This is a genomic window from Streptomyces sp. NPDC091287 (genome assembly GCF_044768525.1).
Taxonomy (GTDB): domain Bacteria; phylum Actinomycetota; class Actinomycetes; order Streptomycetales; family Streptomycetaceae; genus Streptomyces.
In genome coordinates this window covers 251953-273560 of record NZ_JBIVUV010000002.1, presented here as the reverse complement: position 1 = coordinate 273560, position 21608 = coordinate 251953, and the positions used below count along the sequence as shown (strand labels likewise).

General features: G+C 73.4%; 17 protein-coding genes. 9 read left to right on the top strand and 8 right to left on the bottom strand.

Annotation, left to right across the window (positions count from 1 at the left end):
- Positions 1-59 precede the first annotated feature (59 nt).
- From ACIQRW_RS04040 to ACIQRW_RS04025, 4 genes are all read left to right on the top strand, one after another.
- The gene (locus tag ACIQRW_RS04040) at positions 60-560 is read left to right on the top strand and encodes an SH3 domain-containing protein (RefSeq protein WP_403754040.1); all 501 of its coding nucleotides are present in this window, start codon (positions 60-62) and stop codon (positions 558-560) included.
- A gap of 278 nt (positions 561-838) precedes the next feature.
- Entirely contained in the window at positions 839-2218 is a 1380-nt protein-coding gene (locus tag ACIQRW_RS04035) for an FtsW/RodA/SpoVE family cell cycle protein (RefSeq protein ID WP_403754038.1), read from the top strand.
- Positions 2215-3672 (top strand): penicillin-binding transpeptidase domain-containing protein, encoded by a 1458-nt coding sequence (locus ACIQRW_RS04030; protein WP_403754035.1) that lies wholly within the window; start codon positions 2215-2217, stop codon positions 3670-3672. Before ACIQRW_RS04035 ends, ACIQRW_RS04030 begins: the two co-directional genes overlap by 4 nt.
- Positions 3673-3710: 38 nt before the next feature.
- Positions 3711-4814: an amidase family protein gene (locus tag ACIQRW_RS04025; RefSeq protein WP_403754032.1), complete on the top strand. Its 1104-nt coding sequence runs from the start codon at positions 3711-3713 to the stop codon at positions 4812-4814.
- A 113-nt stretch (positions 4815-4927) separates the two neighbouring features.
- Here the strand turns inward: ACIQRW_RS04025 and ACIQRW_RS04020 are convergent, their stop codons facing one another.
- The 3 genes from ACIQRW_RS04020 to ACIQRW_RS04010 form a co-directional block, all read right to left on the bottom strand.
- The gene (locus ACIQRW_RS04020) at positions 4928-5803 is read right to left on the bottom strand and encodes a hypothetical protein (RefSeq protein WP_403754029.1); all 876 of its coding nucleotides are present in this window, start codon (positions 5801-5803) and stop codon (positions 4928-4930) included.
- 208 nt (positions 5804-6011) lie between these two features.
- Positions 6012-6911 carry an ADP-ribosylglycohydrolase family protein gene (locus ACIQRW_RS04015; RefSeq protein WP_403754027.1) on the bottom strand — a complete coding sequence of 300 codons (900 nt, stop codon included), beginning with the start codon at positions 6909-6911 and terminating at the stop codon, positions 6012-6014.
- Between the two features lie 428 nt (positions 6912-7339).
- Positions 7340-8452, bottom strand: coding sequence for a ferritin-like domain-containing protein (locus tag ACIQRW_RS04010; RefSeq protein ID WP_403754024.1), 1113 nt, complete (start codon positions 8450-8452; stop codon positions 7340-7342).
- Positions 8453-8699: 247 nt separating this feature from the next.
- Between ACIQRW_RS04010 and ACIQRW_RS04005 the strand changes: the two genes are divergently transcribed.
- From ACIQRW_RS04005 to ACIQRW_RS03985, 5 genes are all read left to right on the top strand, one after another.
- Positions 8700-9635, top strand: a complete 936-nt coding sequence (locus ACIQRW_RS04005) for a diiron oxygenase (protein WP_403754021.1) — start codon at positions 8700-8702, stop codon at positions 9633-9635.
- A 74-nt stretch (positions 9636-9709) separates the two neighbouring features.
- The gene (locus tag ACIQRW_RS04000; RefSeq protein WP_403754019.1) at positions 9710-10486 is read left to right on the top strand and encodes a TetR/AcrR family transcriptional regulator; all 777 of its coding nucleotides are present in this window, start codon (positions 9710-9712) and stop codon (positions 10484-10486) included.
- Between the two features lie 4 nt (positions 10487-10490).
- Entirely contained in the window at positions 10491-10778 is a 288-nt protein-coding gene (locus tag ACIQRW_RS03995; RefSeq protein WP_403754016.1) for a hypothetical protein, read from the top strand.
- Positions 10779-10881: 103 nt separating this feature from the next.
- Positions 10882-13896, top strand: a complete 3015-nt coding sequence (locus ACIQRW_RS03990; RefSeq protein WP_403754013.1) for a PQQ-binding-like beta-propeller repeat protein — start codon at positions 10882-10884, stop codon at positions 13894-13896.
- 171 nt (positions 13897-14067) lie between these two features.
- Positions 14068-15423 carry an NlpC/P60 family protein gene (locus ACIQRW_RS03985; protein ID WP_403754010.1) on the top strand — a complete coding sequence of 452 codons (1356 nt, stop codon included), beginning with the start codon at positions 14068-14070 and terminating at the stop codon, positions 15421-15423.
- 70 nt (positions 15424-15493) lie between these two features.
- Here ACIQRW_RS03985 and ACIQRW_RS03980 read toward each other — a convergent pair whose 3' ends face one another.
- The 5 genes from ACIQRW_RS03980 to ACIQRW_RS03960 are packed head-to-tail and all read right to left on the bottom strand — an operon-like array spanning position 15494 to position 21566.
- On the bottom strand, positions 15494-16729 hold the full coding sequence (locus ACIQRW_RS03980) for a styrene monooxygenase/indole monooxygenase family protein (RefSeq protein ID WP_403754007.1): 1236 nt from the start codon (positions 16727-16729) through the stop codon (positions 15494-15496).
- Positions 16730-16776: 47 nt separating this feature from the next.
- Positions 16777-17427 (bottom strand): GTP-binding protein, encoded by a 651-nt coding sequence (locus tag ACIQRW_RS03975; RefSeq protein ID WP_403754005.1) that lies wholly within the window; start codon positions 17425-17427, stop codon positions 16777-16779.
- On the bottom strand, positions 17408-17824 hold the full coding sequence (locus ACIQRW_RS03970; RefSeq protein WP_215111274.1) for a DUF742 domain-containing protein: 417 nt from the start codon (positions 17822-17824) through the stop codon (positions 17408-17410). The genes ACIQRW_RS03975 and ACIQRW_RS03970 overlap by 20 nt, the downstream gene beginning before the upstream one ends.
- Positions 17821-18312: a roadblock/LC7 domain-containing protein gene (locus ACIQRW_RS03965; protein WP_403754002.1), complete on the bottom strand. Its 492-nt coding sequence runs from the start codon at positions 18310-18312 to the stop codon at positions 17821-17823. The genes ACIQRW_RS03970 and ACIQRW_RS03965 overlap by 4 nt, the downstream gene beginning before the upstream one ends.
- On the bottom strand, positions 18309-21566 hold the full coding sequence (locus ACIQRW_RS03960; RefSeq protein ID WP_403754426.1) for a nitrate- and nitrite sensing domain-containing protein: 3258 nt from the start codon (positions 21564-21566) through the stop codon (positions 18309-18311). Before ACIQRW_RS03960 ends, ACIQRW_RS03965 begins: the two co-directional genes overlap by 4 nt.
- Positions 21567-21608 lie beyond the last annotated feature (42 nt).

Sequence of the window (21608 nt, the reverse complement as noted above, 5' to 3'; positions counted from 1 at the left end):
GACGAGCACGAGCCCAGCTCGTGTCCCCCACGGCCCCTTCCTCATCGCATGGAGGCAGCATGTCCCCCCTGTCCCGCCCCTCGCGGCTCCGCCGGCTCGGCCTCTGCGTCGCCACCGGCACGCTCGCGGCGCTCACCGCCGCCGCTCCCGCCGCACTGGCGGCCGACCCCCAGCCCGTCGGACAGCGCGCGGAGGCCGCCGCTCCGGACCCGACGTCCGACGAGCTTTCCGCCTCGGCGCTGCAGCGCGAGCACGAGGCGCAGCAGAAGCAGGCCCGCGAGGAGGCGCAGAAGCAGGGGCAGGCGAAGCCCCAGGCGCCGAAGCGGACCTACAAGGGACGCGTCATCGCCAAGCCGTACCTGCTGCTCCGCGACAAGCCGACCCGCAGCAGCCGCGTCGTCGGCTCGGCCGAGTACGGCGAGATCGTCAACATCTTCTGCAAGACCAAGGGCGACAACGTCGACAACAACAATCGCTGGTACCTGCTGACCGACGGCACCTGGGCCTGGGGTTCGGCCCGCTACATCGAGAACATCGGCGCCGCGCCGAAGTGGTGCTGACCTCGCGTCACCGCACATCCGCCCGCCCGTGGAGCCCGGCCGTGGAGCCGTCGGCTCCGCGGGCGGGCGCATGTCCGACGGGCGCCGGCCCGGGCAAAGGCTCGGAGAGGAACCGAAAGGCATGAAGGGCGGGGAAGGGCATGAAGGGCGGGAAAGGCATGAAGGGCGGGAAAGGCATGGAGGGTGGCGAAAGGCATGGAGGGTGGTGAAAGGCATGGAGGGTGGCGAAAGGTGTGACATAAGGGAAATATCGCCCACCTCTTGCTACGTTGCGGGGCATGACCGCAACGACGGCGGACGCTCCCCCGCCCGAGCTACGCCTGCCCAAGCGGCGCGGGGTGGAGCTCACCCTCCTCGTCGGGGGCGTCCTGATCTCCGTCCTCGGCTATGCGGCGGTCGGCCTCGCCCACGACGGCACCGTGCCCCCCGACGTCGCCGGGTACGGCGCCGGGCTCGGCACACTCGCGCTGCTCGCCCATGCCGCGGTCCGTTTCCGGGCCCCGTACGCCGATCCGCTGCTGCTGCCGATCGCCGTCCTGCTCAACGGGCTCGGCCTGGTGCTGATCTACCGGCTCGACCTGGAGACCCCGAGGGACCAGGCCGCGCCCACCCAGCTCGTCTGGTCCACGCTCGGCGTCGCCCTGTTCGCGGCCGTGGTGGTGCTGCTGCGCGACCACCGGGTGCTCCAGCGGTACGCGTATCTCTCAGTGGCCTCGGCGCTCGTACTCATGACCGTGCCGATCTTCTTCCCGGCGGTGAACGGGGCGAAGATCTGGATCCGGATCGGCGGACTCTCCTTCCAGCCCGGCGAGTTCGCCAAGATCCTGCTCGCGGTGTTCTTCGCCGCCTATCTGGCCGCCAACCGCAACGCGCTCGCGTACACCGGCCGCACGTTCTGGAAGCTGCAACTGCCCTCCGGCCGGGTGCTCGGGCCGATCGTGGCGATCTGGCTGCTGAGCGTCGGGGTGCTGGTGCTGGAGCGTGATCTGGGTACCTCGCTGCTGTTCTTCGGGCTCTTCGTCATCATGCTGTACGTGGCGACCGGCCGGACCGGCTGGATCGCGGTCGGTCTGCTCCTGGCCGCCGTCGGCGCCTTCGTCGTCGGCTCCTTCGAACCGCACGTCCACAGCCGGGTGCAGGACTGGCTGGACCCGTTCGCCTCGATCGACGCGGGGCAGGGGCCGGCCCAGCTCGCCCAGTCACTGTTCGCCTTCGCCGCGGGCGGGATGCTCGGGACCGGGCTCGGCGCGGGCCACTCCATCCTGATCGGCTTCGCCGCCAAGTCCGACTTCATCCTGGCGACCGCGGGCGAGGAGCTGGGCCTGAGCGGGCTGACCGCGATCTTCCTGCTCTACGCGCTGCTCGTGGCGCGCGGTTACCGGGCCGGGCTCGCCCTGCGCGACCCGTTCGGGCGGCTGCTCGCCATCGGCCTGGCGTCGATCCTGGCGCTCCAGGTGTTCGTGATCGCGGGCGGGGTGATGGGGCTGATCCCGCTGACCGGGATGGCGATGCCGTTCCTCGCGCAGGGCGGCTCCTCCGTCGTCACCAACTGGATCATCGTGGCGCTGCTGATCCGGGTCAGCGACGTCTCGCGCAGACCCCACCCCGAACAGGCCGAGACCGGGGTCATCGCCGCGGCCGTGGAGGAGGACCGGTGATCCGCTACATCCGGCGGGCCGCCGCCTTCTGTCTGCTGCTGCTGGTGGCGCTGCTCGTCAACGCGGCCCGGATCCAGGTCTTCGAGGCCGACGAGCTGGACGAGAATCCGGCCAACCGCCGTAACACCATCGCCCGTTACGACCAGCCGCGCGGCAACATCCTGGTCGGCGACCGGCCCGTGACCGGCAGCAAGGAGACCGGCGAGCAGCTCGGCTTCGAGCGCACCTATCTGCACGGCCCGCTGTACGCCCCGGTGACCGGATACGCCTCGCAGACGTACGGCACGACGCTCATCGAGAACGCCGAGGACTCCGTCCTGTCCGGTACGGACTCCCTGCTGGCGCCGCTGCCCTTCTGGAACGAGTTCACGCGGGGCCGGCAGCCGGGCGGCGATGTCGTCACCACGATCAGGGCGTCGATGCAGCAGGCCGCGTACGACGGGCTGAGCGGGCGGCGGGGGGCGGTCGCGGCGCTCGATCCGTCGACGGGCGCGATCCTGGCGCTGGTCTCGACCCCGTCGTACGACCCCGAGCGGCTGTCGGGGACCGGTTCCGCGGTGACCGACGCGTGGGCCCGGCTGAACGCGGCCAAGAGTCTGCCGATGCTCAACCGGGCCATCCGGCAGACCTATCCGCCGGGCTCCACCTTCAAGATCGTGACGGCGGCGGCGGCGCTGGACGCCCGGGCGGTGACGGACGCCGACGCACCCACGGACACCCCGTCGCCGTACGTCCTGCCCGGTACGAGGACGACTCTGCCGAACGAGGCGAAGGGGTGCGAGCGGGCGTCCCTGGCGGACGCGATCCGGGTCTCCTGCAACACGGTGATGGCCCATCTCGGGGTGGAGGTCGGGCTGGAGGGGATGGTGGAGACGGCGGAGAAGTTCGGCTTCAACGACACCGGGCTGCGCATCCCGTCCGGGGTGGCGAGGAGCAACTTCGACACGGACATGAGCGAGGACCAGCTGGCCCTGTCCTCGATCGGGCAGTTCAACACGACGGCGACCCCGCTCCAGATGGCGATGGTCGCCTCGGCGGTCGCCAACGGCGGGGATCTGCGCCGCCCGCATCTGGTGGACCGGGTGACGACGAACGACGGGGACACGGTCCGGCAGGAGGGGTCCCGCCCGTACGAGCGGGCGATGAACCCGTCGACGGCAGTGCAGCTCCAGCGGATGATGGTCGACGTGGTGGAGAACGGCACCGGGTCGAACGCGGCGATCGACGGGGTGAAGGTCGGCGGCAAGACCGGTACCGCCCAGCACGGCGTCGACAACTCCGGGCTGCCGTACGCCTGGTTCATCTCCTGGGCCCAGGCCCCCGACTCCGGCCGCCCGGCCGTCGCGGTGGCGGTGGTCGTGGAGGACGCCGCCGCCGACCGGGACGACATCAGCGGCGGCGGCAGCGCGGCCCCGATCGCCCGGGCCGTGATGGAGGCGGCGTTGGAGGAGTAGCCGGGGCGCGCGGAGGGGCGCACCGGCAGACTGGGCCCATGACTCGGACGATCTCCGCGGTGGCGCGGTCCCTGGAGCGGATCGGCCGGCTGGACCCGGCGCTGCACGCGTTCATCGAGGTCTGGCCGGACGGGGCGCTCGCCCGGGAGCGGGAGGCCGTGGCGCGCCGACTCCCTCTGGGGGGACTGCCGTTCGCGGTGAAGGGGCCCTCCGGGATCCGGTCCTTCGCGGCCCGTCGGCTGATCGCGGCGGGCGGGTCCCCGGTCGGTGCGACCTCGGTGCCCGGGCCCGGCACCCACTGGCAGACCTGGGGCCTGGGCGCGCACGGCCGTACGGCCAACCCGTGGCGGGCGGACCGTACCCCGGGCGGCTCCTCGGCCGGGTCGGCGGTCGCGGTGGCGGCGGGGATGGCGGAGCTGGCGACGGGCAGCGACGGGGCCGGGTCGGTCCGCATCCCGGCCGCCTGGTGCGGGGTGTTCGGGCTGAAGACGACGAACGGGCTGCTCCCCTCCCCCGACCGGTCGGGGCTGGCCTCGGCCGGGGTGCTGGCCAGGTCGGCGGCCGCGGCGGAGCCGTATCTGCGCCATGTGCTGGACGGGTACGAACCGGTCGCCGCCCCCGCCCTGCCGCTGCCCGCCGTGTACAGCGAGGACCTCGGATACGCGGAGGTGGACCCGGAGGTGGCGGCCGTCGTCCGGGCGGCGGTGGACCGGCTCGTCGCGGCGGGGACCGTACGTCTGCTGGGGCGCGAGGCCGCGCTGCTCGACCCGGTGAGGGCCTGGACGGCGATACGGGGCGGCTCGCCCGACGACCCGGATGCGGTGCGGGTGCGGCGGACGAACGACGAGCGGCTGGCGGCACTGCTCGCCGGCGGGGCCCTGTTGCTGACCCCGGTCACCCCGAACCGGCCGCACGGCCACGAAGGCCCGGGGGACCTCTACTCCACGGCGCTGACCTGGGCGTTCAACCTGAGCGGGCATCCTGCGGCGAGCCTGCCCGCCGGGTTCACCGGGGACGGCTGCCCGGTGGGGCTCCAACTGGCGGCGGCGCGGGGCGCGGACGTCCGGCTGCTCGCCGCGGCCCGCGCGGTGGAGGACGCCCTGCCCGCCGCACCGATGCCGCCCACCGCCGGGCGGCGCTGACGGGCGGGCGGCGCTGGTCGGTGGCCTGAGACCGGAGCCGGGGCCCGGCTCCGGTCTCAGGTCTCCGGCGTCCACCGGCCACTGGCCACCGGCCACTGGCCTCCGGCCTCCGGTCAGCCGATCGGCTTGCGGGCCTCCTCGCGGACCTTGGCCGTCTCCGCCGCGACGGCAGCGAGGTCGATGGACTTGGCGTCCTTGAGCACGCTCTCCGGGCGGATCACCGCGATCATCGCGGCGGTGTTGTCGTCGCCCCAGGCACACATGGGGATGTTCGCGACGCCGCCGGCCTCGTTCGACTGCACGACCTGGCACTCGATCGTGATGTCGTACCCCTCGGGCGTGAACTTCTTGGCGGGCACGACGAGCTTCGCGCCGTCGGCCGTCGCCGCCCCCTCCATGATCTTGCCGCGCATGAAGCCGGGGCTGGCCAGCCGCCCGTACATCCCCGAGAGCACCAGGGCGCCGCCCTTGTCCGACGCGTAGTGCGCGACGACCGCCTCGCCGTCCCGGATGCTGGGGTCGGGAGTGTCCTCGATCTCCTTGCCCTCGGTCTCCGACAGGTCCTGGCCCAGGCTGAACTCGCCGTCCAGGAGCTTCTGCTGCACGAGGAGCTTGTACTCCGCCTTCGGGTACGCCAGGTCGGTCCCCTTGTCGGCGAGCTGGGTGACGCCGTAGACGATCGCCCCCGCCACCACCACCGCGCCGACCGCGATCCCGACGATGAGTCCGGTCCGCTTCCCGCGCGGCGGCGGGCCCTGGGGCGGCCAGCCGCCGGCCGCGCCCGGGCCGCCGCCTCCGCCGGGTATGCCGGGCTGGCCCCAGCCGCCCTGCTGGGGCGGCGCCGGGGGCTGCTGCGGGTAGCCGTAGGGCGGCTGTTGCGGCACGGACCCGGGCGCGGCCGGCGGCGCGCCGTAGGGGTTCTGGCCGTACGGGTTCTGCGGGGACGGCGGCCCGTACGGGCCCTGCGGCGGGTGCGGCGGGGTGGTCATGCGCTCACCGTACGACACGTTTGCGAACGGAATTTCGATGCGTCCGGTATCGGTATCAGGTCGAGAGCATCGGCCCCGAGCCGCCGGTCGCACATCGCCTCACCCCATCGCCTCACCCGGTCACCTCTCCACCTCTCCCGGTCACCTCTCCCGGTCACCTCACATCCCCTCAGCCCATTTCCTCGGCCCATCCCCTCAGCCCCTCTCCTCAGCCCAACGGCTCGCGCCTGCGCAGCCAGTCCTCCGGCGCCCCGGCCGTCCCCGTCGCCGCCCCGACCACGCCCCCGGTGATCGCGCACGTGGTGTCGACGTCGCCGAGGCCCTCCGCGGTCGCCCAGAGCGCCGCCTCCAGGTCGTCCCCGTGGCGGGTGGCGGTCCACAGCGCGAAGGGCACGGTGTCGTCGGCCCGGATGCGCTGTCCGTTGCCGAGGAGGTCCGCGGCCTTCCACGGTTCCGTGGTGAACGGCGTCCGCGCGGCGCGCCGCACTCCGTCGCGTACCGGCCCTTCGGGCGTCCGGTCCGCCACCGCGTCCAGGGTCAGTTCGCCGCGCGCCGAGAGCGCCGCCGCCACCGCGACAGCCACCGCGCCGGCGATGCCGTCCGAGTGGGCGTGGGTGACCTCCGCCGACAGCGCGGCCTGTGCCGCGACGTGGTCCAGGTCCTCGTGGAACCGGGCCCCGAGCGGCGCGACCCGCATGGCCGCGCCGTTGCCGAGGCTGCCGCCGTCGAAGAGTCTGGGGGCCAGGGTGCGCCAGTCGGCCGGGGCCTCCAGCAGTTGGGGCAGCAGGAGGTGCATGCCGTGGCCGTAGCCGCGGGCCTGGTCGGCGTCGAAGGCCAGGGCGTAGCAGAGGGCCAGGTGGTCCTGGTCGACGTGGCCGTGCTCGTCGAGGGAGCGGGTCAGCGCGAGCGCCAGGGCCGTGTCGTCGGTCCAGTGCCAGCGGGGCTCCGGCGGGGTGCGGCGGGCCCGGATCTCGTTCACGGCCTGCCGGGGTTCGCGGAAGAGCGGGAACCAGCGCTCCCCGAACGCGTCGCCGAGCGCGAGGGATTCGAGGCTGCGGCGGGCGGCGGCGCGACCGGCGGCGGTGGCTGCGGGCGGGTTCGTCGTCATGCTCGCATCGTGACGGCCGGGACCCCATGGCGTACATCCATTATCGGCCCGCGGGTCCGCGCCGGCCTGGCCAAGTGGCCGCCGCGGTCGGGCTGGACGGCTTCGCTGGTCCGGGCCCTGGAACGGCCGTCGATGCCGTAGGCCCGGAGTGGAGGGACGATCTCCTGGTCGCGTACGGGCGGGGCCTGGACCCGGCTCCGGCCGCGCCGGCAGCCCGGGAGCCCGGGGGCCCCGGGTCGTGGTGGAGGTCGTCGCGGCCACCCCCGCGATGCTCCTCCAGGATCCGGAGCGGGTGGCCTCGCTGGTCGGGGACTTCCCCGCCCGGCCGGGGCGACAGCGGCTGAAGCGGCGGGCCACGTCCGGTCGGCCTGCGCGGGCCGGGGGGGCGGGCCGCGCCCCGGTCCCCCGCCGCACCGCACCGCGCCCCCTCAGGCGGCGTCGGCCGCGCCCTCCTCGATCGCCTCCGCGACCTCCGCCACCCGGGCCCCCTCCTCGACGGCGAAGCGTTCGCGGTCCAGTTCCTCGGCTATCTCCTCGTCCTGGAACATCAGCAGGTCGAGGTTGGAGTCGCCGAGTTCGAGGACGCCCATGTCGACGTACGCCTTCTGGAGCCGCGGGCCCCACAGGCCGATGTCCTTGACGCACGGGACGATCCGGCTGAACAGGAGCTTGCGGAAGAGCTGGAGGAACTCGGAGTGCTCCGAGAGGTCCTTCGCCTCCTGCTTCCCGATGCCGAAGTTCTCCAGGACCTCGACGCCGCTGAGCCGGTCGCGCATCAGGTAGCAGCCCTCGATGACGAACTCCTCGCGCTCGCGGAGTTCGGCGTCGCTCAGCTGCTTGTAGTAGTCGCGCAGCGCCATCCGCCCGAAGGCGACGTGCCGGGCCTCGTCCTGCATGACGTACGCCAGGATCTGCTTGGGCAGCGGCTTGGTCGTGGTGTCGCGGATCATCCCGAAGGCGGCCAGCGCCAGGCCCTCTATGAGCACCTGCATGCCGAGGTAGGGCATGTCCCAGCGGGAGTCGCGCAGGGTGTCGCCCAGCAGCCCCTGGAGGTTGTCGTTGACCGGGTAGAGCATGCCGACCTTCTCGTGCAGGAAGCGGCCGTAGATCTCGGCGTGCCGGGCCTCGTCCATGGTCTGGGTGGCGGAGTAGAACTTGGCGTCCAGGTCGGGGACGGACTCCACGATGCGCGCCGCGCACACCATCGCGCCCTGCTCGCCGTGCAGGAACTGGCTGAACTGCCAGGAGGTGTAGTGCGTGCGCAGCTCGCCCCGGTCCTTCTCCGTCATCTTCGCCCAGTGCGGGGTGCCGTACAGGGTGAGCGCCTCGTCGGGGGTGCCGAGCGGGTCGGCGGGGTCGACCTCCAGCGACCAGTCGATGCGCTTGTTGCCGTCCCACTGCTTGTCCTTGCCCTTCTGGTAGAGGGCGAGGAGGCGTTCGCGGCCGTCGTCGTAGTCCCAGCTGAACCGGGCGGCTCCGGTGGCCGGGACCTGCCAGACCGGTTCGGCGGGCGGAGTGGTGTAGAGGTCATGGGTGGACACGGACGGCTCCTTCGCCTCGACTGGCTCGACCTGATGGACAAGTTCCGTGACACCGACGGCAGTTGAGTGCGCGCGAGAATATGCGCCGGCCGCCTCCCCGGCAGGTTCACACGTTGGTAGACAGCGGGTCAACAAGTCGTACGGAGTCGCGTCCAAGGGATTGACGGCCTTGCTGACAGACAGTCTCATAAGAGGTGACCGCCGGTAACACCCGTTGTCGGCAACCCCCGTGTGAGGTGCTCCCGCCATGACGCCCGTCACCGCTCGCGACGCGACCGTGCTCCGCGACGCACTCGGCCCGCTCCGCGACCGCGAGCAGGTCGCCCTGCGGCTGCTCGAATCCTCGGCCAAGCACTCCTTCGACCCCGACACCGAACTCGACTGGGACGCGGCCGTCGAGGAGGGCAAGTGGTTCTGGCCGCCGGAGCTGGTCTCGCTGTACGGGACCCCGCTGTGGGACCGGATGTCCGAGGAACAGCGCCTGGACCTCTCCCGGCACGAGGCGGCCGCGCTGTCCTCGCTCGGCATCTGGTTCGAGATCATCCTGATGCAGCTGCTGGTCCGGCACGTCTACGACAAGCCGGTGACCAGCAACCACGTCCGCTACGCGCTCACGGAGATAGCCGACGAGTGCCGGCACTCGATGATGTTCGGCCGCATGATCGACTGGGGCGGCGCCCCGACGTATCCGGTGCCGCGCGTCTACCACAACCTCGCGCGGGTCCTGAAGACCGTCTCCACCACCCCCGGCTCCTTCGCCGCGACCCTGCTCGGCGAGGAGATCCTCGACTGGATGCAGCGCCTGACCTTCCCGGACGACCGTGTGCAGACCCTGGTGCGCGGTGTGACCCGCATCCATGTGATCGAGGAGGCCCGGCACGTCCGGTACGCCCGCGAGGAGCTGCGCCGCCAGATGGTGACCGCCCCGCGCTGGGAACGGGAACTCACCAAGGTCAGCTGCGGCGAGGCGGCCCGGGTCTTCTCCATCTGCTTCGTGAACCCGCAGGTGTACGAGAACGTCGGCCTGGACCGCCGTGAGGCCGTCGCCCAGGTGAGGGCCAGCGGCCACCGCGCGGAGGTGATGCAGTCCGGCGCGAAACGGCTCACCGACTTCTTCGACGACATCGGGCTGCTGAACGGCGTCGGCCGCCGGCTGTGGCGCAGCTCCGGGCTGCTGGCCTGAAAGCCGTGCGCACCAGGAGCGCCGGGGCCCGCGGGCCCGGCATCATCCGGACGAGAGGCCTTAGGGTCGGTGGCATGACCTCCACCGCCGCAGTCCCGCCGCCCCGGGCGACGTACCGCAGGCTCAGCGTCGAGGAGCGCCGCGCCCAGCTGCTGCTCGCCGCGCTCGGCCTCTTCGCCCACCGGGCGCCCGACGAGGTCTCGCTCGACGAGGTGGCGGTGGCGGCCGGGGTGTCCCGGCCGCTCGTCTACCGCTACTTCCCGGGCGGGCGGCAGCAGTTGTACGAGGCCGCGCTCGGCTCGGCGGCCGACGAGCTGACGCTGTGCTTCACCGAACCGCCGGTGGGCCCGCCCACCGAGCGGGTCGCCCGGGTGCTCGACCGCTATCTGCGTTTCGTCGACGAGCACGACACCGGGTTCAGCGCCCTGCTGCGCGGCGGCAGCGTCGTGGAGACCTCCCGCACGACGACGATCGTGGACGGGGTGCGGCGGGCGGCAGCCGACGAGATCCTGCGCCACCTGGGGCGGATGGGCGGGGCCGGGGAGCAGCCCGCCGGGCCGCGACTGCGGATGATGGTGCGCAGTTGGATCGCCGCCGTCGAGGCGGCCTCGCTGATCTGGCTGGACGACGGGAAGCGGCCGGCCGCGGCGGAGCTGCGCGGCTGGCTGGTCGACCATCTGATCGCCCTGCTCGCCGCGACCGCCGCCACCGACCCGGAGACCGCGGCGGTGGTGAACGAGCTGCTGGCCCTGGAAACCTCCGAAGGACCGGCCGGACAGCTGGCGGAACGGGTGATTCCGGTCGTCGCGGAGGCGGCGCACCTGCTGCCCGCCGCCGCTGCGTCAGACTGACCGGGTGAAGAGCGAGAACACCCCTTTCCGAGGCGGCCCCCTGGACGGCCGGGTCCTGCCGATCCTGCTCGGCCCGACCGGCCATCCGCCGAAGTGGTACGAGGTCCCGGTGCCCTCGCCCGACGGCGGCCCCGCCACCGTGTACGCCTACCAGCGGGTCCCGGCCGGCTACACCAAGCGGCTCGGGCTCCAGCGCGGCTGGGTGTACGAGTACGCCCCCGGGGGCCGCGAGCACCGCACCCTCAAGTGGCCCTGGTCCAGGACTCCCCCGAGCTCCCCGGACCGCGACTGAGCGGCGGGCGACCGCCCGTGGGGCACAGGCCCTAAGATCGACGGTCAGGCGCCGGAGGACGGGTCACCCGGTCGCCGTAGGACGGTCACAAGGGGGGTGCGCCATGGAGGCGCTGCGTCAGGACGATCCACGCCGCTTCGGCCGTTTCACCGCGCTGGCCCGCTTCCACGAAGGCGCGAGCGCGGTGCGGTACGTGGCGCGGGACACCGCCTCCGGCGAGGTGGCCCTCATCACCGCCGCGCGCCCTGAGCTGGCCTCCGTACCGGCGTACCGCCGCCGCTTCCAGGCCGAGGCGCGCACCGCCGAACGCCTCGCGGGCGGCTGGGTGGCCGCGCCCCTGGACACCGGCGAGGAGCCGGAGGCCCCGGCGGAGGGGCCGGAACCCCTGTGGACGGCGGCGGGTTACGTCCCCGCGCTGCCGCTGGCCGAGGCGATCGGGATCGCCGGTCCGCTGGACGAGCGGGCCCTGCGGATACTGGGCGCGGGCCTCGCCGAGATCCTCTCCCGGGTGCATGCCGCCGGGGCCGTGCTCCAGGGGCTGGCCCCCGGCACGGTGCTGCTGGCCGCCGACGGACCCCGCCTCACCGCCTTCGGCCCGCTGGGCGCGGCGGCCTCGGCCCAGGCCCGGCCGGGCGGGCAGCTCTCGGTGCGGCTCGGTTATCTGACGCCCGAGCAGATCGAGGGCAAGGAGGTCTCCGCCGCCTCCGACCTGTTCGTGCTGGGGCTGCTGCTGGCGTACGCGGCTACGGGGGCGACCCCGTTCACGGAGGGCCCGGCCGAGGAGGCCGCCCGCCGGATCGCCGGGGACGAGCCCGAACTCGACGCCGTACCGGAGGCGTTGCGCGGGCTCATCACGGCCTGCCTGGCGAAGGACCCGGCCGAGCGGCCCACCGCCGGCACGGTCGCCGCCGAGCTGGCCCTGGAGGGCGCGGCGGGCCTCGCCCGGGGCGGCTGGCTCCCCGAACGGCTCGCGGCGGCGGTCGCGGAGCAGGAGGCGCGGGTCCTGGCCCTGGAGGTGCCGGAGGAGGGCTCGGAGCACGGGCCGGAGGCGGCTGCCGGGGCGGCCGGGCCGGAGAAGGGCGCGGAGCCCGAGCAGGAGGGGGCCTCGGAGTCCGAGGACGCCCGGCCGCTGCCCGCGCCGGAGGTGGACGCGCCCGCGCCGGAGGTGGACGCGGCCGCACCGGCGGTGGACGCGCCCGCGCCCCAGGAGCCCGGGGCCGCCTCCGTGCCCCCGGAGCCCGAGGACGCCCGCCCCCAGGACCCCCGCACGGCCGGCACCCGGACCGAGGCCCCCCGCACGGACAGCGCCCCGACCGAAAGCGACGGCGCGCGCCCGGAGCCGAAGGACGCCCGTACGGCCCCCGAACCGGAGGACGCCCGGCCGCTGCCCGCACCGGCGGTGGACGCGCCCGCATCGCAGGCGCCCGCCGCGCCGGTGTCCGCGGGCGGCGGGGACATCGGGGAGGACCGGGGTACCACCCGCTTCCTCAACACCGGGCCGCGACCGCCGCAGAACGACCGCCCGACGACCCAGCTCGCGCTCCCCCACGAGCTCACCGCGCCCCCGGGGGCCGCCCCCGTCCCGACGACCCACCCGCTGCCGTCCGCCCTGCCCGCCGGACCCGCTCTGCCCGCCGCCCCGCAGCAGCCGGGCCATACGTACGGCGGCCCCGCCCCGTACCCCGCGGCGGCGCTCCCGGCCGGGCCCGCCGGCAACGGTGGCGCGGGCGCGGGCGGGGGCGGCGGCGGCCCGATGGTGTCGTTGCCGCTGCCTCCCGCGCCCGCCCCGGCGCCCGACCCCGCCGCGAGCCGCCGGACCCTGCTGACCATCGCGGCGGCGGCCGTCGGCGGGTTGATCGTGGGCGGCGGTTCGGTCGCCGCTCTCGGGTCCGGGGACACCGTGGAGGCGCCGGACGACAAGCCCGCGCCGAAGCCCCGCCGCACGCTCCCCGGGCAGCCCCCCGAGCCGCGCTGGATCTACGCGCACCCGGCCTCCGAGGCGCCCCCGCTCACCACCGCCGTATGGCGGGACAAGCTCCTCGTGATGACCAGCGAGAGCCAGGCGAGCGCCGTGGACCTGCGCACCGGCAAGCGGCTGTGGCAGCGCGCGGACGCGGCGAAGGGGCAGGCCGCGCTGGCCGCGGGCGCCGATCTGGTCTTCGTGGCGAGCCCGACGGAGTTCCTGTGGCTGTCTCCGAAGAACGGCAAGGTCGCGCACCGTGAGCGCTACACCGACGCCTTCGGCGACCTGCCGGGCCTCGTCGTCGGGCGGCTGGCCGGGAATTCCGGGCCCGTCATCTGGTTCACCGGTTCGCACACGGTCACCGTGAAGGCCTCGAAGCCGAAGAAGGGCAAGAAGAAGGGCAAGGACAAGGAGGTCGTCCAGGCCTACTTCTTCGCCTACGACATCGTGCAGCGCAAGGAGCTGTGGCGCACTCCCGTGCCCGCGGGCCGCGCCCCTGGCACCCCCGCCTACCGGGTGGTCGTGGAACGCTCCGCCGACGTCCTCGTACGGCAGGACGCGGTCAGCCTGACGGCGGCCGAGGTCAAGGCGGCCAGGAGGAAGGGCTCCGTCCGCTCGTTCGACCAGAAGACCGGCAAGCTGCTGTGGACCAAGCAGTACGGCGCGGCCTCTCCCGAGGCGGCCACGGCGGGCGACGAGGACGGGTCGCTGTACGCGGCGGTCGGCAGGGATCTTCAGGCCTTCGACACGGACACGACGAAGCCGCTGTGGCGCGTCGAGGGCAGCGACGGCTCGGTGTTCGGCACCCCGCTGGTCGCCGGACCCCTGATCCACACCACCGAGCGCAGCCGACTGGTCGGCGCGGTGGAACGGGAGAGCGGCCGGCTCGTGTGGCGGCGCTCCACGGAGGTGCCGGGCGTCGGGAACGCCCCGTCGCTCACGCTCAGCAGCAGCGAGAAGACCCTGATCGCCGCCGACGCCGTCCAGGTCACGGCGTTCTCGGCGGCCGACGGCGAGCGGCTGTGGAAGTTCCAGGACATCGGGTCGGCCGATCCGAAGGGGGCGACGGTGCGGGCGTCGTACCGGGCGCTCGCCGCCGGGGAGACCGTCGTCGTCCAGCGGGACAGGGCCTTCTACGCCTTCCCGGTGGCCTGAGACCCGGCCTGTCCGGCCTCGTTCCCTCTCACCACCGCCGTCCGGGGGGTCTCCCGGACGGCGCGCCGTCCGGTGCTTGCATCACCTGACACCACGTGACCGGATGATCGGATTCGCCCATTTATGGACGAGCCCGAAGCCGGGCTGCGTCTCCGTCACGGAGGTGATGTCGTGTCAGGCAGACTCCTGCGCGTGGTCCGCACGACCGCGCTGGCCGCCGCGCTCACGGTCTCCCCCGTCACCACCGCGTCGGCCGAGCCGGGCCCCGTACCGTCCGAGGAGGCCTCCGGAACGGCCGATCCGGACGCGCTGGATTCCTCCGCCGAGTCCGGCCCGGCGGAGGAATCCGACGAGTCCGACGTGGCGGACCCCGACGCCGAGACCGACGCGGCGGAGGTCGACGCCGAAACCGACGTGGCGGACCCCGACGCCGAAACCGACGCGGCGGAGGTCGACGCCGAGACCGCTCTCGGCGCGCCCGAGGCGCCCAGGAGCGTCGCCGCCCTGCTGCGCGAGCTCCAGACCCGCTACCAGGCGGCGGAGGAGGCGAGCGAGACCTACAACGCCACCGCCGAGAAGCTGAAGCAGCGGACCACGCAGGTGAAGAAGGTGACCGCGGACCTGGCGAAGGCACGGGCCGCGCTGGAGCTCAGCCGCGGGGACGCCGGGCGGCTGGCCCGGGAGCAGTACCAGGGGCGTACCGAGTTCTCCGCGTACCTCCGGCTACTGCTGTCCCGTGATCCCCTGCGGGCCCTGGACCAGACCCACGTCGTGGGGCGGCTGGCCGCCAACCGCGCGGCGACGGTGGACCGGCTGACCGGCGACGCCCGGCGGGCCGACGCACTGGCCGCCGCCTCCCGCAAGGCGCTGGACCAGCAGAAGAAGCTGGCCGACCGGCAGAAGAAGCAGCGCGACACCGTGCGCGGGAAGCTGAAGGAGGTCGAAGGGCTGCTGGCCACGCTCTCCGAGGAGCAGATGACCCAGCTCGCCGGTCTCGAACAGCGGGGCGTGGACGAGGCGCAGCGCGACCTGGTGGCCTCCGGAGCGCTCAGCTCCACCCGCCCGCCCACCCGGCAGGGCGGCGACGCCGTCGCGTACGCGGTCCGGCAAATCGGCAAGCCGTACGTGTGGGGGGCCGAGGGCCCCGATTCCTTCGACTGCTCCGGGCTCACGTCCCAGGCCTGGTCGGCAGCGGGGCGGACGATCCCGCGCACCTCGCAGGAACAGTGGAAGCGGCTCCCGAAGGTGCCGGTCTCCGCGCTCCGCCCGGGCGACCTGGTGATCTACTTCCCGAAGGCGACCCACGTGGCGCTGTACATCGGCAACGGTCTGGTGGTGCAGGCGCCCCGCCCCGGTACCGAGGTCAAGGTCTCGCCGCTCGCGTCGAACCCGCTGCTGGGCGCCGTCCGGCCCGACCCCGGCGGCGCCCCGCTGTCCACGTACACGCTCCCGGAGCTGCCCGAGGGCGCACGCGACGGCGCGGACACCGGGTACGGCACGGACGTGGCGCCGGACGCCACCCCGTAGACCGGTGCGGACGGACTCGGCGGCCGGACCGGCGGTGCGGGTCCGGCCGCCGAAGCGGTGGGCGGCTCGCTCAGGCGCCGGTGAGCGAGGCCAGGTACGCGTTCGTCTTCTCGGGCTCGTAGAAGAAGTTCTCGAAGTCCGCCGGGTCGTTGAACCCGTTGGCGAAGCGGTCCGCGGCGGGCTGGAGCTGGCCGGCGGCGCCGATCAGGTTCAGCACGTGCTCCGGCGGGACGCCGAGCATCGCGTTGGTCCACTTCGTGACGTGCTGCGCGGTCTCCCAGTAACGGTCGAACGTGGACTGCATCCACGCCGCGTCGAACTCCTTCCCGCCGTGCTCGACGATCGAGTCCAGGTACGCGTTCGCGCACTTGGAGGCCGAGTTGGAGCCCTGGCCGGTGATCGGGTCGTTGGCCACGACGACGTCCGCGACGCCGAGGACCAGGCCGCCGCCGGGCAGCCGCCCGATCGGCTTGCGGACCGTGGGGGCGTAGCGGCCGGCGAGGGTGCCGTTGGCGTCGGTCAGCTCGACCTTGGTGGCGCGGGCGTACTCCCAGGGCGTGAACTTCTCCATGAGCTCCAGCGTCTTCGCCAGGTGCTCGGAGGGGTCCTTGATGCCCTGGAAGGCGTCGAGCGGTCCGCCCGGGATGCCCTCCCAGAAGAGGATGTCGGCGCGGCCGGAGGTGGTGAGTGTCGGCATCACGAACAGCTCGCCGACGCCCGGGACCAGATTGCAGCGGACCGCGTCGAACTCCGGGTGCTCGGGGCGCGGGCCCATGCCGTGGACGTAGGCGACGGCCAGCGCGCGCTGCGGGGCGTCGAACGGCGAACGGGCCGCGTCCCGGCCGAACATGGAGACCAGCTCGCCCTTGCCGGCCGAGACCATCACCAGGTCGTAGGTGCGGGAGAAGTAGTCCAGGTCGGAGACGGCGGCCCCGTGGATGACGAGCTGGCCGCCGCGCTGGGCGAAGGTCTCCATCCAGCCGGCCATCTTCACGCGCTGGTCGACGGACTGGGCGAAGCCGTCGAGCTTGCCGACCCAGTCGACGGCGCGGGAGGAGTCGGGGGCGGCGACGGAGACGCCGAGGCCCTCGATCTTCGGGGCCTGGGACTCCCAGAAGTTCAGCTGGTAGTCCCGCTCGTGCTGGAGCGCGGTGTGGAACATGCACTGCGTCGACATGACCCGGCCGGTGCGGATCTCGTCGGCGGTGCGGTTGGACATCAGGGTGACTTCGTAGCCTCTGGACTGCAGCCCCAGGGCCAGCTGGAGCCCGGACTGGCCGGCTCCGACTATGAGTATCTTCCGCATCGCGGCTCTCCGTTGTCTCTGATTCGAGGAGGTCCGAGGGACGGCCCTCAGACGGGGGTGGCGTCGAGAGCGTGGCCCACCAGGGCGAGCAGCGACTCTACGACCGTGATCCTGTTACGAGCGTCCATGATCACTATCGGGACCTGCGGGGGTATGGTCAGGGCCTCCCTGACGTCCTCCGCCTCGTAACCGGGCGTCCCCTCGAAGTGGTTGACGGCCACGATGTACGGCAGCCCGCAGCTCTCGAAGTAGTCGAGCGCGGGGAAGCAGTCCTCCAGCCGCCGGGTGTCGGCGAGGACGACCGCGCCGATCGCCCCGCGCACCAGGTCGTCCCACATGAACCAGAAGCGCTGCTGGCCGGGGGTGCCGAAGACGTACAGGACGAGGTCGTCCTCCAGCGTGAGCCGGCCGAAGTCCATGGCCACGGTGGTGGTGGTCTTCTCGGGCGTCGCGGAGAGGTCGTCGGTCTCCTCGCTGGCCTGGGTCATCAGCGCTTCGGTCTGGAGCGGCGTGATCTCGGAGACCGAGCCGACGAACGTCGTCTTGCCGACGCCGAATCCGCCCGCCACCACGATCTTGGTGGCGGTGGGCGCGCGGGTGTGGTCGAGCTGCCAGGCCTGGAGGGACTCCTCGGCCTGTTCCCGGGGCCCCGGCTGACGCGGGGCGAAGAGCGGCGCCTCAGAGACGGCGGAGTCCATTGAGCACCCTTTCGAGCAGTGCGCGGTCGGGCTGACCGGCGCCGTGGCCGGTTCCGTACACGCGGATCTTTCCCTGGTCGGCCAAGTCGCTGAGCAGCACCCGGACGACTCCGAGCGGCATCTTCAACAGGGCCGAGATCTCCGCGACCGTACGCATCCGGCGGCAGAGTTCGACGATGGCCCGGAGCTCCGGCATCACGCGCGAGGCGAGGTTGCCGTTGGTGAGTTCGCGGCGCTCGTCGGGTGCTTCGAGGGCCGCGACGAACGTCTCGACCAGCAGGACGTGCCCGAATCGGGTGCGACCGCCGGTGAGGGAGTACGGGCGGACCCGGGCGGGGCGTTTCTCCGCCCCGCGGACGGGGAGCCGGGGGGCGGGTTCTGCGGCGGCGGTGGTCACAGGGCGCTCTCCATCGATGTGCGCAGCTCACTGCGGAGTTCGGGGGTGAGTACGTGTCCGGCCCGGCCGACGAAGAGGGCCATGTGGTAGGCGACGACGCTCATGTCGCAGTCCGGGGCGGCGTGGACGCCGAGGAGGGAGCCGTCGCTGATCGACATGACGAAGACGCTGCCCTCGTCCATGGCGACCATCGTCTGTTTGACGCCGCCGCCGTCCATCAGCTTCGCGGCTCCGACGGTCAGCGAACCGATGCCGGAGACGATCGTGGCCAGGTCGGCGCTGGAGCCCCTGGGCCCGTCCGACTTCCCGGCGGCCGGTCCGGCCGCCTTCGCGGTCAGATGGCCGGGGTCGGAGGAGAGCAGCATCAGGCCGTCGGACGAGACGACGGTGACCGAGTGGACCCCTGGCACCTCCTCCACGAGATTGCTCAGCAACCAGTGAAGGTTCCGGGCTTCGGTACTCAGCCCGAATGTGCTGGGCGCAGTCAACTGCGTGCCTCCTCGACTGTGTCCCCCGTCTCTTCGTGCCGGCCGTCCGCCCGGCCACCGGTCTCGGCGGTCCGTGCGGTCCTTGTGTCCTGTGCGGCGCCTGTGGCGTGTGCGGTGGTGGTCTCGTGCCCCGTACGCCCGGTGGGTACGCCCCCGGGGCCGTCGACGGTGATGCCGCCGGTCTCGGCGATCTCCGCCTCGACGTCGCGCCGGCCCTCCTTCGCCGCCTGGTGGAAGCTGCCCAGCCGACGGCGAAGGGCGTCCCGGTCGAGGCTGCCCGTACGCCCGGGGGCGGGGGTCGAGTCGGGCCGGACCACCTTGGGCGTGCGCTTCGGCAGCCCCTTGTCGGTGATCCGTGCCGCCTCGGGGCGGCGGGGGCCGGGGACGGTGCCGTCGGGGGCCGGGGCCGCTTCGGCGTGCGGCGCGGGGCGGAACGCCGGCCCGTCCGGGTCCTGGTCCCCCGGGCCGGTCTCGGCCGGGCGCTCGTGGCGGTCGGGGCCGATCGCGTACGGGTCGGCGGCGCCAGGCACGGCCGGGGTGTCCACTGCCGCCGGGACCTCCGGAGCCGTGGGGGCCACCGGGTCGGCAGGGGCTGTGGGGGCCACCGGGTCGGCAGGGGCCGGGGGCGGCTTCGGGAGCCGGACCTGCAAGGTGATCTCGGAGTCCGGGTCGGCTTCGGCCCCGTCTTCGGCCCCGTCTTCGGCGCCGCCACCGGCTTCGGTCCCGGTCCCGGTCTCCGCGACCGGCTGCCGCGCGTCCTGCTCCTGCTCCTGCTCCTGCGGCGGTACGGCGGTGGCTTCCGGGTCCTCGTCGGGCGTCGCGTCCTCAGCTGCCGCGTTCTCGCGGATCGTCCGCTCGGCGGCGACGATCAGCGGGTCGACGGCGGGCAGGGGCTCGGCGACCGCCTCGGGGGCGCTCTCCGCTTCCGGGTCCGACGCCGCCCCGGGCTCCGGCGTCGGTTCCGTGGCCGGCGTCGGTTCCGTGGCCGGCGTCGGTTCCGCTTCTGCGGGCGTACCGGGCCCGGACGCCGAGGACGGCAGCGGTGAACGGCTGGGCAGGGCGTTGGAGTTCGCCTCCGCCACCGAGCCCGGGAGGTTGAGCGTGGGCGCGTCACCGGGAAGCTGCACGGCGGGCGGCGAGGAGGCGGGCAGGGAGTTGGGCAGCAGGGCGCTCGGCAGAACGACGACGGCCGTCACACCACTCCCCTTCTGCTCGCGCAGCTGGACCCGCACTCCGTGCCGGGCGGCCAGCAACGACGTGACCTGGAGGCCGAGTCCGGCCCCGGTCATGTCGATGTGCCGCTCCCCCGGCTCGAACGAGGCCGGGTCGGCCAGCCTGGCATTGAGTTCGCCCATCCGGACCGTCGACATGCCGATGCCCGCGTCCGACACGGAGAGCATCACCTCGCCGCTCTCCAGCAGCCAGCCGGACAGCTCGACATGGGAGTCGGGCGGCGAGAAGGAGGTCGCGTTCTCCAGGAGTTCGGCGAGGAGGTGGCTGAGGTCGTCGGCGGCGAACCCGGCGATCTGGGCGTGGGGCGGCAGGGACTGGATGGTGACCCGCTCGTACCGCTCGATCTCGCTGACGGCAGCGCGCGCCACGTCGACCAGCGGGATCGGCCCGGCGTGGCCGTGGCCGTGCTCGGCACCGGCGAGTACGAGCATGTTCTCGCTGTGGCGGCGCATGACCGTGGCCATGTGGTCCAGCTTGAACAGGGTGGCCAGGCGCTCCGGGTCCTGCTCGCGCTCCTCCAGGCCCTCGATGACGCCGAGCTGCCGCTCGACGAGTCCGAGGGTGCGCAGGGAGAGGTTGACGAAGGTGTGGTTGACCGTGTTCCTCAGCTGCTCCAGCTGGGTGGCCAGCTCGGTGGCCCGCGTCTGGAGTTCGGCCCGCTGGGCGACGAGGGTCTCGCGGCCCGCGATCAGCTTGGACCGTTCGCCGGTGAGGCTCTCGACGCGTCCGCCGAGGTCCTGGTGGAGGGTGGTGAGCCTGCCGTGCAGGGAGTTCATCGACCGGACGACCTGGGCGAACTCGTCGTTGCGGCCGGTGTAGCGGACCGGTTCGGCGCCCTCGGGGTCCTCGGCGAGGCGCGCGGCGCCGATGCGCAGGACGGCGAGCGGCTGGGTGAGGGTGCGGGCGACGGCGGTGGAGACGCCGACGGCGAGCAGGAAGCAGCCGCCGAGCAGGGCGATGCTCAGTTCGAGGGCGGTGACGTCGTCGTCGCGGAGGCCCTCCAGGTGCTGGACCTGGCCGGTGGTCAGGGCCGACTCGACGCTGCGCATCCGGTCGACGCGGGCGGAGAGCGCGGCCTCCAGCTTCTTGGGGCTGATCCTGCGCTCCGCCTCCGACAGCTCGGGGCGGTCGGTGAGGCGGGTGAGGTACTTCTCCGCGTTGTTGACCTCGGATCCGGTGACCGTGGCGGAGAGCTTGTCGCGGGCCTCCGGGTCCGCCGCCTGGTCGAAGTCGGCCAGCGCGGCCAGCTCCCGGACGCGGGCCTGCTGGGCGGCGGCGCTCAGCTCGTCGCGTTCGCGGTCGGCCCGGGTGTCGCCCTCGTCCTGGGTCGCCACGGGGAGCCCGGTGAAGGGGTCCGTCTGAGCGGTCGGCTCGGGGCTCGGCACGGCGAGCGCGGCGAGGAGGAGTCCGCGGGTGGCGGAGGCCTGTTCGGACGCGCCGCCGAGGGTGAGCGGGGCCCGGGTGGCGTCGGCGGCGCGCGGCGGGGTCTTCTCCGCCAGTTCCGCGGCGATGCCGTGCAGCTTGGCGATGACGTCGGAGTACGCCTGGTGCGCCTCCAGGGCCGAGCCCTTGCCGGTCAGCGCTTCACGGCGCAGCGAGGGAACCGTCGAGAGGTCGCGGCGCAGGGCCGCGGAGGCCGCCTCGTGGATCTCGTCGATCTGCTGGTCGACGCGGGTGGTGCGGGCGGTGCGGTTCTTCGCGCCGTCGTCATCCTTCTCGTCGCGGCCGTCGGCGATGTACGCGGTGATGACGTCGCGCTCGTCGGCGAGGGAGTGCCCGAGGGTGACCGCCTGCTGGTTCAGCTCGGCGAGGGTGACCAGCCGCTGGGACTCGGTCAGATCGGCGGAGGCCCCGAGCACGGCGGGGGCGCCCGCCGCTATGACGATGACGCCGACGACCGCGACTCCGGCGACCAGTCGGCTGCGCACCCGCACGGTCCGCTTGTCCGCGCCGGCTGCCGGAGGCGTCGCCCCGGAACCGTCGCGCGTCGTGCCCTTGCTCCGCGGCCGCTTCTTCTGCACCGGTGCTCGCAATCTTGACTCGTCCACCCTTGAAGCAGAGGT

Coding starts and splice junctions, on each gene's coding strand:
- ACIQRW_RS04040 (WP_403754040.1), top strand. CDS start 60: ATGTCCCCCCTGTCCCGCCCCTCGCGGCTCCGCCGGCTCGGCCTCTGC.
- ACIQRW_RS04035 (WP_403754038.1), top strand. CDS start 839: ATGACCGCAACGACGGCGGACGCTCCCCCGCCCGAGCTACGCCTGCCC.
- ACIQRW_RS04025 (WP_403754032.1), top strand. CDS start 3,711: ATGACTCGGACGATCTCCGCGGTGGCGCGGTCCCTGGAGCGGATCGGC.
- ACIQRW_RS04020 (WP_403754029.1), bottom strand. CDS start 5,803: ATGACCACCCCGCCGCACCCGCCGCAGGGCCCGTACGGGCCGCCGTCC.
- ACIQRW_RS04015 (WP_403754027.1), bottom strand. CDS start 6,911: ATGACGACGAACCCGCCCGCAGCCACCGCCGCCGGTCGCGCCGCCGCC.
- ACIQRW_RS04005 (WP_403754021.1), top strand. CDS start 8,700: ATGACGCCCGTCACCGCTCGCGACGCGACCGTGCTCCGCGACGCACTC.
- ACIQRW_RS04000 (WP_403754019.1), top strand. CDS start 9,710: ATGACCTCCACCGCCGCAGTCCCGCCGCCCCGGGCGACGTACCGCAGG.
- ACIQRW_RS03990 (WP_403754013.1), top strand. CDS start 10,882: ATGGAGGCGCTGCGTCAGGACGATCCACGCCGCTTCGGCCGTTTCACC.
- ACIQRW_RS03980 (WP_403754007.1), bottom strand. CDS start 16,729: ATGCGGAAGATACTCATAGTCGGAGCCGGCCAGTCCGGGCTCCAGCTG.
- ACIQRW_RS03975 (WP_403754005.1), bottom strand. CDS start 17,427: ATGGACTCCGCCGTCTCTGAGGCGCCGCTCTTCGCCCCGCGTCAGCCG.